Annotated in this window: 13 protein-coding genes; 5 read left to right on the top strand and 8 right to left on the bottom strand. The window is 45.1% G+C overall.

The window, feature by feature from the left end; genetic code table 11:
- Positions 1 to 2: 2 nt before the first annotated feature.
- Positions 3 to 1,133: a tRNA 2-thiouridine(34) synthase MnmA gene (mnmA, locus tag SG35_RS14935; protein ID WP_044834609.1), complete on the bottom strand. Its 1,131-nt coding sequence runs from the start codon at positions 1,131 to 1,133 to the stop codon at positions 3 to 5.
- A gap of 198 nt (positions 1,134 to 1,331) precedes the next feature.
- Positions 1,332 to 1,868 (bottom strand): rRNA large subunit pseudouridine synthase E, encoded by a 537-nt coding sequence (locus SG35_RS14930; protein WP_152646735.1) that lies wholly within the window; start codon positions 1,866 to 1,868, stop codon positions 1,332 to 1,334.
- Positions 1,869 to 2,113: 245 nt separating this feature from the next.
- On the opposite strand from SG35_RS14930, the gene SG35_RS14925 reads away from it, so the two are divergent.
- A complete protein-coding gene (locus tag SG35_RS14925) occupies positions 2,114 to 4,345 on the top strand; it encodes an NADP-dependent isocitrate dehydrogenase (RefSeq protein ID WP_044834607.1) in 2,232 nt (743 codons plus the stop codon).
- Positions 4,346 to 4,834: 489 nt separating this feature from the next.
- Entirely contained in the window at positions 4,835 to 6,085 is a 1,251-nt protein-coding gene (gene icd, locus SG35_RS14920) for an NADP-dependent isocitrate dehydrogenase (protein WP_044834606.1), read from the top strand.
- 200 nt (positions 6,086 to 6,285) lie between these two features.
- Here icd and cspD read toward each other — a convergent pair whose 3' ends face one another.
- Positions 6,286 to 6,507, bottom strand: coding sequence for a cold shock domain-containing protein CspD (cspD, locus tag SG35_RS14915; protein WP_044834605.1), 222 nt, complete (start codon positions 6,505 to 6,507; stop codon positions 6,286 to 6,288).
- 211 nt (positions 6,508 to 6,718) lie between these two features.
- On the opposite strand from cspD, the gene clpS reads away from it, so the two are divergent.
- Together clpS and clpA are read left to right on the top strand one after the other, a co-directional pair.
- Positions 6,719 to 7,045, top strand: coding sequence for an ATP-dependent Clp protease adapter ClpS (gene clpS / locus SG35_RS14910; protein WP_044834604.1), 327 nt, complete (start codon positions 6,719 to 6,721; stop codon positions 7,043 to 7,045).
- 29 nt (positions 7,046 to 7,074) lie between these two features.
- The gene (gene clpA / locus SG35_RS14905; protein ID WP_044834603.1) at positions 7,075 to 9,330 is read left to right on the top strand and encodes an ATP-dependent Clp protease ATP-binding subunit ClpA; all 2,256 of its coding nucleotides are present in this window, start codon (positions 7,075 to 7,077) and stop codon (positions 9,328 to 9,330) included.
- 156 nt (positions 9,331 to 9,486) lie between these two features.
- On the opposite strand, the gene infA is transcribed toward clpA, so the two are convergent.
- The 5 genes from infA to ald form a co-directional block, all read right to left on the bottom strand.
- Positions 9,487 to 9,705 (bottom strand): translation initiation factor IF-1, encoded by a 219-nt coding sequence (infA, locus tag SG35_RS14900; RefSeq protein ID WP_011043571.1) that lies wholly within the window; start codon positions 9,703 to 9,705, stop codon positions 9,487 to 9,489.
- Between the two features lie 85 nt (positions 9,706 to 9,790).
- Positions 9,791 to 10,495: an arginyltransferase gene (locus SG35_RS14895; RefSeq protein ID WP_044834602.1), complete on the bottom strand. Its 705-nt coding sequence runs from the start codon at positions 10,493 to 10,495 to the stop codon at positions 9,791 to 9,793.
- A gap of 2 nt (positions 10,496 to 10,497) precedes the next feature.
- Positions 10,498 to 11,193, bottom strand: a complete 696-nt coding sequence (aat, locus tag SG35_RS14890) for a leucyl/phenylalanyl-tRNA--protein transferase (RefSeq protein WP_044834601.1) — start codon at positions 11,191 to 11,193, stop codon at positions 10,498 to 10,500.
- A gap of 12 nt (positions 11,194 to 11,205) precedes the next feature.
- Positions 11,206 to 12,174 carry a thioredoxin-disulfide reductase gene (gene trxB, locus SG35_RS14885; protein ID WP_044834600.1) on the bottom strand — a complete coding sequence of 323 codons (969 nt, stop codon included), beginning with the start codon at positions 12,172 to 12,174 and terminating at the stop codon, positions 11,206 to 11,208.
- A gap of 172 nt (positions 12,175 to 12,346) precedes the next feature.
- On the bottom strand, positions 12,347 to 13,465 hold the full coding sequence (ald, locus tag SG35_RS14880; protein WP_044834599.1) for an alanine dehydrogenase: 1,119 nt from the start codon (positions 13,463 to 13,465) through the stop codon (positions 12,347 to 12,349).
- Between the two features lie 191 nt (positions 13,466 to 13,656).
- On the opposite strand from ald, the gene lrp reads away from it, so the two are divergent.
- The gene (gene lrp / locus SG35_RS14875) at positions 13,657 to 14,139 is read left to right on the top strand and encodes a leucine-responsive transcriptional regulator Lrp (RefSeq protein ID WP_044834598.1); all 483 of its coding nucleotides are present in this window, start codon (positions 13,657 to 13,659) and stop codon (positions 14,137 to 14,139) included.
- Positions 14,140 to 14,163: the final 24 nt, after the last annotated feature.

Here is a 14,163-nt window from a genome sequence, read left to right as displayed (position 1 = left end):
ACTTAACGAATAAGGATATCGATAATGCCGCCGCCGAGGCAGACTTCATCCTGGTAAAAAACCACGGATTGTCCCGGGGTAACTGAACTTTGTTCTTGCTCGAACATGATCTCGAAATTGCCGTCAGATAAGGGCTTGATGGTGCAGGGCACATCTTGCTGGCGATAGCGGGTTTTTACCGTGCAGCTTAAGGTTTGTTCAAGCGCCTGACGCGATACCCAGTGTAACTGGTTGGCAATCAACCCTTTGGAGAAAAGCCGCGGATGGTTGCTGCCTTGGCCGACGATCAGCACATTACGTTTGAGATCTTTTTCAACCACGTACCAGGGGGCTTCTCCGGCATTGGCCAGACCGCCGATGCGCAGGCCCTTGCGTTGCCCCAGGGTGTGGTACATCAAACCGTCGTGCTGGCCGATCACTTCCCCTTCGGGGTTCTCGATATCACCCGGCTGTGCCGGTAAGAATTTCGCCAGGAAGTCTTTAAACTTACGTTCACCGATAAAACAGATCCCCGTGCTGTCTTTTTTGTCATGGGTGATCAGATCGGCTTTTTCCGCCAGGGCCCGCACCTCGGGTTTTTCAATGTTACCGACAGGGAATAATGTGCGGCCCACTTGTTCATGGCTTAAGGTATACAGGAAATAACTTTGATCTTTATTGTTGTCCTTGCCGCGGATCATGGTCCATTGGTTATCGCGAAATTCACGGCTGACATAATGGCCGGTGGCGATATAATCGGCGCCTAAGTCTTCACAGGCAAATTCCAAAAAGGCCTTAAACTTGATCTCTTTATTACACATGATGTCCGGGTTGGGGGTGCGGCCGGCTTTATATTCTGCCAAAAAATATTCGAAAACATTGTCCCAGTATTCGGTGGCAAAATTAATGGTGTGCAGTTTTATGCCCAGCTTATCGCAAACGGCCTGGGCATCGCGTAAGTCTTCGGCGGCCGCGCAATATTCGTCATTATCATCTTCTTCCCAGTTCTTCATGAACAAGCCTTCGACCTGGTAGCCTTGTTCTTTTAATAAATAGGCGGAGACAGAAGAGTCAACACCGCCGGACATACCGACGATGACTTTAGTTTGCTCAGGTGATTTATCCGAGCTGCTTGAATTAGTAGTCATTAACATACTGCGAATCAGGAAAAAAGGCGCGAAATTATAGCATGCGCCTTTAACAGGTTATAGATTAAATATCGCTTTTTCATTGGAAAATGTTATTTAGCTGGCAGCGGCCTCTCTTGAGCCGGTTTTTTCCGCCTGATTGCGTTTAAAAAGCAGCGAAAGAAAAACGGGGATCATTGAGGAAATAAACAGCAAGTCAACGTTTTACAATACCTTATATTCCCCCGAGGCAATATTGTCTATGGTCCACTGACCGATGCGGTAGCGAATGAGCCTTAGGGTGGGAAACCCTATGTTGGCGGTCATGCGCCGCACCTGTCGGTTTCTGCCTTCATTGATGGTGATGCTGAGCCAGCTGGTGGGGATGTTGGCCCGCTCACGTATTGGCGGTATCCGGGGCCAGAGTTTTGGCTCTTTCATTAACTGCACTTTGGCGGGCAGGGTCAGGCCGTCTTTTAAGGTGACGCCACTGCGTAACTTATCCAAATCTGACTCCTGCGGGCTGCCTTCCACCTGTACCCAGTAGGTTTTATCGGTTTTTTTCTTCGGGTCGGTGAGCTGGTGCTGAAACTTACCGTCATTGGTGAGTAATAATAAGCCTTCGCTGTCCCTGTCCAGGCGGCCGGCGGCATAGACCTCTTTGATATCAATAAAATCTTTTAATGTTTGTCGCTTTTGATCGTCGGTAAACTGGCTCAATACATCAAATGGTTTGTTAAATAAAACAATTTTTCTATTTATTACAGGTGGTCTGACCTTTTTCGGTTTTCCCCGTCCAGGGCCTGTTTTTGCTTTGTTGGTCTTAAATGTCACGTTTTCTTGCCTTGAAAAAATACCAAGTGATTATTGCCAGCTATTTTAATGCGCTTTGAATTCCTATACTATGCGCGCGCAAAATAAATTTTTACGCTTAGGTCAAAATCAAGCCAGAGTGGCTTGGAACACTCTTTTCCCTAAGTGCTTGGCAATTGAAAGTAGGAAACTAAATGACAACTGATACCTCGAAAATTATTTATACAATTACCGACGAAGCACCTGCGTTAGCAACACAATCTTTATTGCCAATCATTAAAGCGTTTGCGGCAACCTCTAATGTTGAGGTTGATACCCGGGACATTTCTTTGGCCGGCCGTATTATCGCCAACTTCCCGAAATATCTAAGCGAAGATCAGCGCATCGATGATGCCCTGGCAGAGCTTGGCGTATTGGCGACAAAACCTGAAGCCAACATCATTAAATTGCCTAACATCAGTGCTTCCGTGCCTCAGCTGCACGCTGCCATTAAAGAGCTGCAAGGTAAAGGTTACCCTCTGCCGGACTACCCGGAAGAGCCGCAAAACGATGCCGAAAAGTCAATCAAATATACTTACGATAAAATCAAGGGCAGTGCGGTTAACCCGGTATTGCGTGAAGGTAACTCAGACAGACGCGCACCGGCTTCGGTTAAGCAGTTTGTGAAAAAGAACCCTCATTCCATGGGCGAATGGTTGGCCAGCTCTAAGTCTCATGTTGCCAGCATGTCTGACGGCGACTTTTTTAGCAGTGAACAATCGGTTACGGTTGAAAAAGCCACTGACGTGAAAATTGAGTTTACCGGCGAAGACGGCGCGGTAAAAGTATTAAAAGAGCATGTGGCGCTTCTGGATAAAGAAGTGATCGATGCTGCTGTGTTGAGCAAAGCGGCACTGGTAGAGTTTTACCAGCAGGAAATCAAGAGCGCCAAAGAAGAAGACGTACTGCTTTCTCTGCACTTAAAAGCGACCATGATGAAAGTTTCTGACCCTATCATTTTCGGTCATGCGGTAAAAGTATACTACCAGGATGTGTTTGCAAAACATGCCGATATCTTCGAGCAGTTAGGTGTAGATGCCAATAACGGTATCGGCGATGTTTACGCGAAAATCGGCCGTTTACCTGAAGCGAAAAAAGCGGAAATCGAAGCTGATTTGCAGGCGGTTTACCAGGACAACCCGGCACTTGCCATGGTGGATTCCGACAAAGGCATTACCAACCTGCATGTACCAAGCGATGTCATTGTTGATGCTTCTATGCCGGCGGCCTTGCGCTCTTCCGGTCAGATGTGGGGACCGGACGGTCAGTTAAAAGATACTAAGGCGATGATCCCGGATCGCTGTTATGCCGGTGTTTACCAGGCGGTTATTGATTTTTGTAAGAAAAACGGTGCGTTCGATCCAACCACTATGGGTACGGTTCCTAACGTTGGCTTGATGGCGCAAAAAGCCGAAGAGTACGGCTCACACGATAAAACCTTCACGATGACAGGTAAAGGCCAGGTGCGTGTTATCGACAACGAAGGCAATGTCTTGCTTGAGCATGCAGTTGAAGAAGGCGATATCTGGAGAATGTGCCAGGTTAAAGATGCGCCGGTTCAGGATTGGGTGAAACTTGCGGTAAACCGTGCCCGTGCTACCGGCGCCCCTGCAGTATTCTGGTTAAACGAAGAACGTGCCCACGATAAGCAGTTAATTGAAAAAGTTAAAGCTTATTTGCCAAATCATGATACCAGTGGTTTAGATATTCAAATCTTGTCGCCGGTAAAAGCTACCGAGTTTTCGTTAGCGCGTATCATTAAAGGCGAAGATACAATCTCTGTAACCGGTAATGTCTTGCGTGACTACCTGACGGATTTATTCCCGATTTTAGAGCTGGGTACCAGTGCGAAAATGCTTTCTATCGTACCATTGATGAACGGTGGCGGCTTATTTGAAACCGGTGCCGGCGGCTCTGCACCAAAACACGTACAACAGTTTGATAAAGAAAACCACCTGCGCTGGGATTCTTTAGGTGAGTTTTTAGCGCTGGCAGCTTCTCTGGAGCACTTAAGTGTTGAAAGTGGTAATGCCAAGGCGAAAGTATTGGCTGATAGTCTGGATCAGGCCACGGCCAAGTTCCTGGACAGCAACAAGTCACCGTCACGTAAAGTGGGTGAGCTTGATAACCGCGGCAGTCACTTCTATTTAGCCCTTTATTGGGCACAGGCACTGGCCGAGCAAGATGCCGACGAAGATCTGAAAATGAACTTCTTCGCCGTTGCCAAGGCACTGACCAAGCATGAAGAGAAAATCGTTGCTGAATTAAATGCCGCCCAGGGTACTGCGCCTGAGGTGAACGGTTATTACAAACCTGAACAGGGCTTGGTAGAAAAAGCCATGCGTCCGAGTGAGACCTTTAACTTTATTCTGGATATTTTATTATAATTCCAAAATAGCGAGTTGTTTGAAGGGCTAAGTAGCAATACTTAGCCCTTTTTTATATGGGGGAGGCTAAGGCAACGGATTTTTCCTAGAGTGAATGGGTCGTTTATTATCGTCAGATAAGGCCATATTCATGTCCGGATAAATGAGTTTCTCACGTGTTCTGAGTCGATAAAATATTTGCAGTCTGCAAATTAATATGCGATGAAATTCCTATTTAGCTAAGTTTATCAGCCATCTTACCTGTCAAATTAATTTACACTTCACCTTTTACCTATTATTCATACTGTTTATATTTATTATCACTAAAAAATGATTAGTGTAATTACTCCTTTTGCTTTAATTTAGCATAAGACACTTTACAGGTTGCAAAACAAGTAATAATAACTAAGGTTTATTAAATACTTACCCTGAATTCATTCAATCGGCCCTAGGCCTGTATCTTGTTTGATTTAGTTCTGGAATTATCCCTTTATGACTGGAGAGTCCTATATGTCTAGTAACATCGTAATACCCAGCTCAGGCGAAAAAATCACTTTTGATAATGGAAAATTAATAGTACCGGCTAATCCTATCATCCCCTTTATTGAAGGAGATGGCATCGGGGTTGATGTTACGCCGCCAATGATCAAGGTGGTTAATGCCGCGGTGGAAAAATCTTATGGCTCGTCGAGAAACATTCACTGGATGGAAGTTTATGCCGGGGAGAAGGCAACGCAAATGTATGACTCTGAAACCTGGCTGCCGGACGAAACCCTGGATATGTTCCGTGAATATAAGGTAGGTATCAAAGGGCCGTTAACAACGCCTGTCGGCGGCGGTATGCGCTCATTAAATGTGGCCTTAAGGCAAATTTTGGATCTGTACGTTTGCCAGCGGCCGGTGCAATGGTTTACCGGGGTACCGAGTCCGGTGAAACACCCGGGTGAAGTGGATATGGTGATCTTCCGTGAAAATTCAGAAGATATTTATGCCGGTATTGAATACAAGGGCGGCAGTGAAGAAGCGCAAAAAGTTATTGATTTCTTAACCGAAGAAATGGGGGTGACAAAAATTCGCTTCACCGATGATTGCGGCATCGGGGTAAAACCTGTTTCTAAAGAGGGTACCCAGCGCCTGGTGCGCCAAGCCATTCAATACGCCATAGACAATAACCGTGATTCGGTCACCTTAGTACACAAAGGTAACATTATGAAGTTTACCGAAGGGGCATTTAAGGATTGGGGTTATCAGCTGGCCAGAGAAGAATTCGGCGCCGAATTACTCGATGGCGGCCCCTGGTGTAGCCTGATAAACCCCAACACAGGCAAAGAGATCATCATCAAGGATGTGATTGCCGACGCCATGTTGCAGCAAATTCTGTTGCGCCCGGCGGAATACAGCGTGATTGCCACCTTAAACCTTAACGGTGATTATTTATCGGATGCGCTGGCGGCACAAGTTGGCGGTATAGGGATTGCGCCCGGAGCGAACTTAAACGATGAAGTGGCCATTTTTGAGGCAACCCACGGCACGGCGCCTAAATATGCCGGGCAAAACAAGGTCAACCCGGGCTCGGTGATTTTATCTGCTGAAATGATGCTGCGCCATATGGGCTGGTATGAAGCGGCAGACTTATTACTTAAGGGCATGTCCGGGGCCATAGCGGCTAAAACCGTTACCTATGATTTTGAGCGCCTGATGGATGATGCCACCTTAGTGACCTGTTCGGAATTTGGCGACTGTATTATTGAGCATATGTAATTATTATTTATGCTAAGCAATAAATCAGGCCAGGGACTTTCCCTGGCTTTTTTATACCAGGATATAATCATGGGGGTGGCGGAGCAGGGGTACATGAAGCGATGCCGTGAATACCAGGCATAAAAAAACACAGCATAAATGCTGTGTTTTTTATAGATTACCTTTTGATACTACATAAGATAACTATATCTGAAGTCGGCTTATTCGCTTTCTTCAGGGTCTTGCGGTTTAATGCTAGCTGCGTGGTGTCCTTTCGGTCCTTCATTCAGCTCGTAATTAACATCTTGTCCAGCTTTCAACGTGCGGTATCCATCCATTTGAATTGTTGAGTAGTGAGCAAAAATGTCTTCTCCGCCATTATCTGGACGAATAAAGCCAAAACCTTTCGCATTATTAAACCATTTAACTGTACCGTGAGCCATACATCAACTTCCTTCTAAATCCTTCAGTAATTAGGTATGCTTCCCTAAAAGCATTTGCACAATGAGCGCGGTGACTAATAATCAGTCACTTATTGAATCGTAGATAAATTGATGTAATAGTCAAGTTGTTTTTGAAATTTATTTGTTTTTTTGTGCTGACTTTTTAAAAAACTTTGCAGCAAAATTAATTCGTAGAGACTAATATAATCTTATGAGTAGTAGGAAAGAACTAACCCAAAACCAAGAAGTCATGGAAGAGGTGGTTAAGGAGAGAGAAAAGCTCGAAAAACCGCCCATGTACACTGTTGTCTTGTTAAATGATGATTACACGCCGATGGACTTCGTAGTTGAAATTTTGCGTAGATTTTTTAATATGGATTCAGATACAGCAACTGAGACCATGTTAACAATTCACTATAAAGGTAAAGCTCGATGTGGCATATATACTGCAGAGGTAGCAGAAACCAAAGTTGAACAAGTTATTCGTTATGCTTTCGAACATCAGCACCCGTTACAGTGTTCGATGGAAAAAGTATAGACTCGCAAGATTTTGATATGGAGTAACATATGCTGAATAAAGATTTAGAAATATCGCTAAATTTAGCTTTTCGTCAGGCCAAAGAATCCCGCCATGAATTTATGACAGTAGAGCACTTGTTGCTTGCCTTATTGGATAACCCCTCGGCAACCGAAGCATTAAGGGCTTGCGGAGCGGATATGATTAAGTTACGGAAAAGCCTGCTCGATTTTATCGGCGAGACAACTCCGATGATCCCCAGCGATGAAGAAGAGCGAGAAACCCAGCCGACATTAGGTTTTCAGCGGGTATTACAAAGAGCGGTGTTTCATGTCCAGTCTTCAGGTAAAAGTGAAGTTAATGGCTCAAATGTGCTGGTGGCCATTTTTAGCGAGCAGGAATCCCAGGCCGCCTATATCCTGAAAAAGTCCGATATCAGCCGGTTGGACATCGTCAATTATATTTCCCACGGCATCGCAAAAGTTGACCAGGCCGATAGCCACAATACCGAAGAGCAGGAGCGTCAGGTAGAAGAAGAACCGCGCGTCATAGAGAACTTTGCAGTTAACCTTAATGAAGAAGCGACAAAGGGCAATATAGACCCGCTTATTGGCCGTGATGATGAATTAGAACGTACCTTACAGGTACTGAGTCGCCGCCGTAAAAATAACCCGCTGTTTGTCGGCGAAGCAGGTGTCGGTAAAACGGCAATTGCCGAAGGTCTGGCTAACTTGATCGTGTCTGAAAAAGTGCCGGATTTTTTAACAGATGCCACTATTTATTCTCTGGATATGGGGGCCTTGTTGGCAGGAACTAAATATCGCGGAGATTTTGAAAAACGTTTCAAAGCCCTGCTTAAAGAGTTGGAAAATGACAAAAGTGCCATATTGTTCATTGATGAAATCCATACCATTATAGGCGCCGGTGCGGCATCCGGTGGTATGATGGACGCCTCCAACTTGATCAAACCTCTATTATCCGGTGGTAAACTGCGTTGCCTTGGCTCGACCACCTATCAGGAATATCAAAGTATTTTTGAGAAAGATCGCGCCCTGGCCAGACGTTTTCAAAAAATTGATATTGCCGAGCCAAGTATCGATGATACCACCAAAATTTTAGTGGGCTTAAAAGATAAATATGAATCCCACCACGGCATACGCTACACCAATAAAGCCCTTAAAGCAGCGGCTTCGCTGTCGGCCAAATACATTAATGAACGTTTCCTGCCGGATAAAGCGATAGATGTTATTGATGAAGCTGGTGCAAAGCAGCAGTTGATTGCACCGTCAAAGCGCAAAAAAGTGATCAATAATACCGATATCGAAACCATAGTGGCAAAAATGGCCCGCATACCGGAAAAATCAGTCTCCCTGACGGAAAAAGATAGCCTGAAAAACCTGGACCGAAATTTAAAACTTGTGGTCTTTGGTCAGGACAGCGCTATTGATGAACTAACATCAGTGATCCGCCTCTCTCGTGCCGGTTTAGGCAGTGAATTAAAACCTGTTGGCTCATTCTTGTTTGCCGGACCTACCGGGGTAGGTAAAACCGAAATCACCCAACAACTGGCGAAAATCTTAGGCGTTGAATTATTACGTTTTGATATGTCCGAGTACATGGAAAAACATGCCGTCAGCCGTTTGATCGGGGCGCCTCCCGGTTATGTGGGTTATGAGCAGGGCGGTTTGCTGACCGATGCAGTGATCAAGCATCCTCATGCCGTGGTTTTGCTGGATGAAATCGAGAAAGCCCATGAAGATGTTTATAACATCTTGCTGCAGGTGATGGATCACGGTACCTTAACAGATAATAACGGCCGTAAGGCGGATTTCAGGAATGTCATTTTAGTCTTGACTACCAATGCCGGTGTTGCCGAAACCACTCGTCAATCCATAGGCTTTAAACAGCAGGACCATAGTGTTGATGCCATGAAGGAAATCAACAGTGTCTTTTCCCCTGAGTTTAGAAACCGCCTGGATAACATTGTCTGGTTTAATCATCTCACCACAGCCATTATTCAGCAGGTTATCGATAAATTTATTGTCGAGCTGCAGGCGCAATTGGATGAAAAAGGCGTTTCCTTGGAATTAACCAAAGAAGCGAAGAATTGGTTGGCGAAACACGGATATGACAAAAACATGGGGGCGCGGCCAATGGCCAGGGTTATTCAGGAGCATGTGAAAAAACCACTTGCTAATGAGTTACTCTTTGGCGAACTAACTCAAGGGGGAGTCGCCAGGGCCGGAGTCAAGAAAGATAAACTGGTCTTTAGCTTTGAACAGAAAAGAGAGTTAGTTGAGCATTAAGCTCTAAGGGTATTTTAGTAAAGCCGGGTATTTTTCCCGGCTTTGTTTTTCTGAATATTGGAAAGTTGTGAACTGACGTTATAAGCAATAAAAATTGCACAATAAAAAGCCCTGTCTAGCAGGGCTTTTACTTTTAAATCTTTAACCCGTCAGGTTTTATCTAGCACGGAAAATAATGCGGCCTTTTGATAAATCATATGGCGTTAATTCAACGGTAACTTTGTCACCAGTTAAAATACGAATATAATTTTTGCGCATTTTACCGGAAATATGTGCAGTTACTACGTGGCCGTTTTCTAATTCAACGCGGAACATAGTGTTAGGTAATGTATCTAACACGGTACCTTGCATTTCAATATTTTCTTCTTTCGCCATTGGGCGCTAAACCTCTAATGTTGTGCATAAATAAAAAGCTGCGCAGATGATGCCCAATTGCACGGCCAATGTAAAGGTATACCGGCTATTTATTTACGATTAACCAGTTATTTTCCGTTAATTTTTCATATGGAAAGTATCTGTCCTTATAATTCATTTTTTGGCACTTATCTATTTGGTAGCCTAAATACAAATAGGGCAGGTTGATTTCTGCGCAAATCCTGATCTGATTCAGGATAGAAAGTATGCCTAAGGCTGATTTTCTATAGTCAGGATGGTAAAAGGTATAGACAGCCGATAAGCCATTTTCCAGTTTATCGGTTACCGCAACACTGATGAGTTCTTCTTTATCCCAGGTTTCTATGAACAGCTGCTCTGATATCTTGCAGGAAAGGAAATTTTTAAATTGCTGGTAGCTGGCGGGGTACATGGCGCCATCGGCATGTACGGTATTAATATACCTTTCATATAAAGGGTAGTAGTCATCCTTTAGTTCGGTCGACTTGTTCAATACAAAATGACTGTTTCGCTTGAGTAATCGCTTCTGGCTCCGGGATGGCGAAAAAGAATCCACCAGTACCCGAATTGACTGGCAGGCATTGCAACTGGGGCAGTGGGGGCGGTAAATCTGGTTACCGCTGCGCCGAAAGCCCTGGGTCATTAGCCAAGTATAACTGTCGTTATTCTGGAATCTGTCGTCAACGGCGATTAATAACCTTTCTTGCTCTTCGGGTAAATAATTGCAGGGAAAAGTTTTGGTAATACCGAGTTTGAAATCTGAGCTACTCATAGTTACTTCAAGGTGCGCTGCTGCCAAAAATCGTGAGCAATTACCTTATTTATAGCAGTTTCTTTTAATTCAACAAAGGCTTGGCGGGAAATTTCAACGGCGCCCATTTCCTGCAAAAAAGGGTTGAGGATTTGGCAATCGATAAAGGTGATATTAATTTCTTTCAATAATTTCGCCAGTGATAACAGGGCGACTTTTGAGGCATTGCTGCGTTTGTAAAACATGGACTCCCCTGAGAAAAAACCATTGATGGCAACACCGTAGAGGCCACCGACCAGTTCATTCTCCTGCCACACTTCTATCGAATGGGCATAACCTTGCTGATGAAGAGCTATATAAGCAGCCTTCATCTGGGGAGTGATCCAGGTACCTTCTTTTCTAAACGGGGCGTGGGCACAAAGTTTGAGCACCCGGGTAAAGTCCCGGTTTAAGGTCACGGTAAAGGTTTGCCGGTTGATGACTTTTCTTAAGGTCCGGTTGATCTTGATATCATCGACCGGAATGATGGCGCGGGGGTCCGGTGACCACCACATAATAGGATCGCCTTCATTAAACCAGGGGAAAATCCCGTGAGTATAGGCATTGACCAGGCGCTTTAGCGATAAATCACCGCCAAAGGCAAGTAAGCCGTTGGGATCTGTTAACGCCTGGCTGAGCGGGGGAAACGCCAGAATTTCCGGATGGAGCTGAGGGATCATCTGGCGCTGAACTTACTTATTCGCGGTGGTGTTTTTCGCATCTAAATAACGCTCGGCATCAAGCGCAGCCATACAACCGGCACCGGCAGAGGTGATGGCCTGGCGATAGATATGGTCGGCAACATCGCCGGCAGCGAAAATACCCTCAACACTGGTTTGGGTAGCATTACCGTTTGTACCGCTTTCTATGGTCAGGTAGCCGTCTTTCATGTCTAACTGATCTTTGAAGATATCGGTATTAGGCTTATGGCCGATAGCGATAAAGACACCGGTGACGTCAAACTCTTCGGTAGCGTCAGATTTAGCATCTTTTAAGCGGACACCGGTGACGCCCATGTTATCACCTAATACCTCATCTAAAGTGCGGTCTAAGTGAAGTACGATATTACCGTTTTCTACTTTATCCATCAGGCGCTTGGTCAGGATTTTTTCTGAGCGGAAGGTATCGCGACGGTGAATTAAATGGACTTCTGAAGCTATGTTGGCCAGGTAAAGCGCTTCTTCGACAGCGGTATTACCACCACCGACAACGGCGACTTTTTGATTGCGGTAGAAAAAGCCGTCACAGGTAGCACAGGCGGAAACACCGCGGCCCATGAAGGCTTCTTCAGATGGCAGGCCTAAGTACTGGGCTGAAGCGCCGGTGGCAATAATGAGTGCATCACAGGTATATTCGCCGGAATCGCCTTTTAATTTAAACGGGCGCTCTTTAACGTCAACTTCGTTGATATGATCAAAAATGATCTCGGTATCAAACTTTTCGGCATGTTTTTGCATGCGTTCCATCAGTACCGGGCCGGTTAAATCATCAGCATCGCCGGGCCAGTTTTCCACTTCCGTGGTCGTGGTTAATTGTCCGCCTTGTTGCATACCGGTGATCATTACCGGGTTTAAATTTGCCCGTGCGGCATAGACTGCTGCGGTATAACCTGCAGGGCCAGAGCCCAAAATCAATAAAGGGCAATGTCTTGCTTCGCTCATGATTACTCCAAAAAATATAATTTATCAAACTCAATTGATTGGGATTCTAAGGAAATAACTCAAGGGGGTAAAATAAATTTTAATTAAAAAAAAAGTGCGCTTTTTCCAAAGCGCACTTTTTATTTTACACTCATGGTTAAAATATGAGCTTTTGGGAGTCTTTTCAAAGGGTTTAGTTGATCAGAGCAACTGCCGGGTCAACATATTCAAAGCCTAAATTCTCGGCAACGCTTTGACAGGTAACTTGACCGTCGATAACGTTAAGACCGTTTAACAGGTGCTTGTTATCCAGTAATGCCTGCACATGACCTTTATTGGCGATTTGCAGGATATAAGGCAAGGTTGCGTTATTTAATGCAAAAGTAGACGTACGAGGTACGGCGCCCGGCATATTGGCAACACAATAGTGAACCACGTCGTCAACAATATAGGTAGGCTCGGCATGGGTTGTCGCTTTTGAAGTCTCGATACAGCCACCCTGGTCGATGGCAACATCGACAATTGCCGCGCCCGGCTTCATGTTCTTGATATGCTCTTTGGTGACTAATTTAGGTGCAGCTGCACCAGGAATAAGCACGCCACCGATCACTAAGTCGGCATCCAGTACATGTTTCTCCAGGGCATCGGCGGTAGAGTAAATCGCTTTTACTTTATTGCCGAACTGGGCGTCTAATTTACGCAGCACGTTAGTGTTACGGTCTAATACGACAACATCGGCACCCATGCCAACCGCCATTTGTGCGGCATTATTGCCAACCATACCGCCGCCGATAATAACAACTTTGGCCGGTTCTACACCCGGAACACCGCCAAGTAACATGCCGCGGCCGGCATTTGATTTTTCCAGTGCCTGGGCGCCTGCCTGGATAGACATACGACCGGCAACTTCAGACATAGGGGCCAATAATGGCAGGCCGCCGAAATCGTCGGTTACGGTTTCATAGGCGATACAGATGGCTTTGCTTTTGATCAAATCTTCTGTTTGCGGCAGGTCAGGGGCCAGGTGCAAATAAGTGAATAATATCTGACCTTCCCTTAGCATGGCGCGTTCTACCGCTTGTGGTTCTTTTACCTTAACGATCATTTCTGCCTGGGCAAAAACGTCGCTGGCCTGGTTGATGATGCTGGCACCGGCATCAACATAGTCCTGATCGGTAAAGCCGATACCGATACCTGCATTTGTCTCAACAATGACTTCGTGACCGTGATTAATCAGTTCACGGACACTCGCCGGAACCATACCTACGCGATATTCGTGATTTTTAATTTCTTTTGGTACACCAATGATCATATTTGAATACTCTCTGTTTGTTATCTAATTGGTTTTATAAGTCAGCTTCTATCACTTAGTTTAATCACTAAGTTTTATAGCTTGTTGTATATATCTCTAGTATAAAACGCTTTTGGCAGAGTAACATGTCGTAATTATTAATTTCTTAGAATATAATCCTGTAAAAGAGCTTATTGGTAGATGAATGTATAATGAGTGACAGTAAAGGGAAAAAACTTGACCGTATCGACCGCAATATTTTGTTTGAACTGCAAAGAGATGGGCGCTTGTCCAATATAGAACTCTCCAGAAGGGTAGGGCTGAGTCCGACTCCTTGTCTGGAAAGGGTCAAACGCCTTGAAAATGAAAATTATATTACCGGCTACCGGGCGACCCTCAACCCCCATAAACTGGATGCGGCTTTATTGGTTATCGTCGAAATTACCTTAACCAAAACCAGTCCGGATGTCTTTGATGACTTTTCTAAAGCTGTAGACGAACTTGATGTTATCCAGGAGTGCCACCTGGTTTCCGGTAACTTTGACTTTTTGTTAAAAACCCGGGTGAAAGATATGCTGGCGTATCGGGAATTGCTCGGCGATACCCTATTAAGGTTGCCTGCGGTCAGTGAAAGCAGAACCTATGTGGTGATGGAAGAGGTGAAATCATCGAATCTGATCGCAATTAAACGTTAAAACGTTTTCACAGGGCTAATAATT

Source organism: Thalassomonas actiniarum, from assembly GCF_000948975.2.
GTDB classification, from domain to species: domain Bacteria; phylum Pseudomonadota; class Gammaproteobacteria; order Enterobacterales; family Alteromonadaceae; genus Thalassomonas; species Thalassomonas actiniarum.
Note: the sequence above shows the minus strand (reverse complement) of the source record. Positions and strands in the feature narration are given on the sequence as shown.

Coding starts and splice junctions, on each gene's coding strand:
- mnmA (WP_044834609.1), bottom strand. CDS start 1,133: ATGTTAATGACTACTAATTCAAGCAGCTCGGATAAATCACCTGAGCAA.
- SG35_RS14895 (WP_044834602.1), bottom strand. CDS start 10,495: ATGAGTAGCTCAGATTTCAAACTCGGTATTACCAAAACTTTTCCCTGC.
- trxB (WP_044834600.1), bottom strand. CDS start 12,174: ATGAGCGAAGCAAGACATTGCCCTTTATTGATTTTGGGCTCTGGCCCT.
- ald (WP_044834599.1), bottom strand. CDS start 13,465: ATGATCATTGGTGTACCAAAAGAAATTAAAAATCACGAATATCGCGTA.
- icd (WP_044834606.1), top strand. CDS start 4,835: ATGTCTAGTAACATCGTAATACCCAGCTCAGGCGAAAAAATCACTTTT.
- aat (WP_044834601.1), bottom strand. CDS start 11,193: ATGATCCCTCAGCTCCATCCGGAAATTCTGGCGTTTCCCCCGCTCAGC.
- clpS (WP_044834604.1), top strand. CDS start 6,719: ATGAGTAGTAGGAAAGAACTAACCCAAAACCAAGAAGTCATGGAAGAG.
- clpA (WP_044834603.1), top strand. CDS start 7,075: ATGCTGAATAAAGATTTAGAAATATCGCTAAATTTAGCTTTTCGTCAG.
- cspD (WP_044834605.1), bottom strand. CDS start 6,507: ATGGCTCACGGTACAGTTAAATGGTTTAATAATGCGAAAGGTTTTGGC.
- infA (WP_011043571.1), bottom strand. CDS start 9,705: ATGGCGAAAGAAGAAAATATTGAAATGCAAGGTACCGTGTTAGATACA.
- SG35_RS14925 (WP_044834607.1), top strand. CDS start 2,114: ATGACAACTGATACCTCGAAAATTATTTATACAATTACCGACGAAGCA.
- lrp (WP_044834598.1), top strand. CDS start 13,657: ATGAGTGACAGTAAAGGGAAAAAACTTGACCGTATCGACCGCAATATT.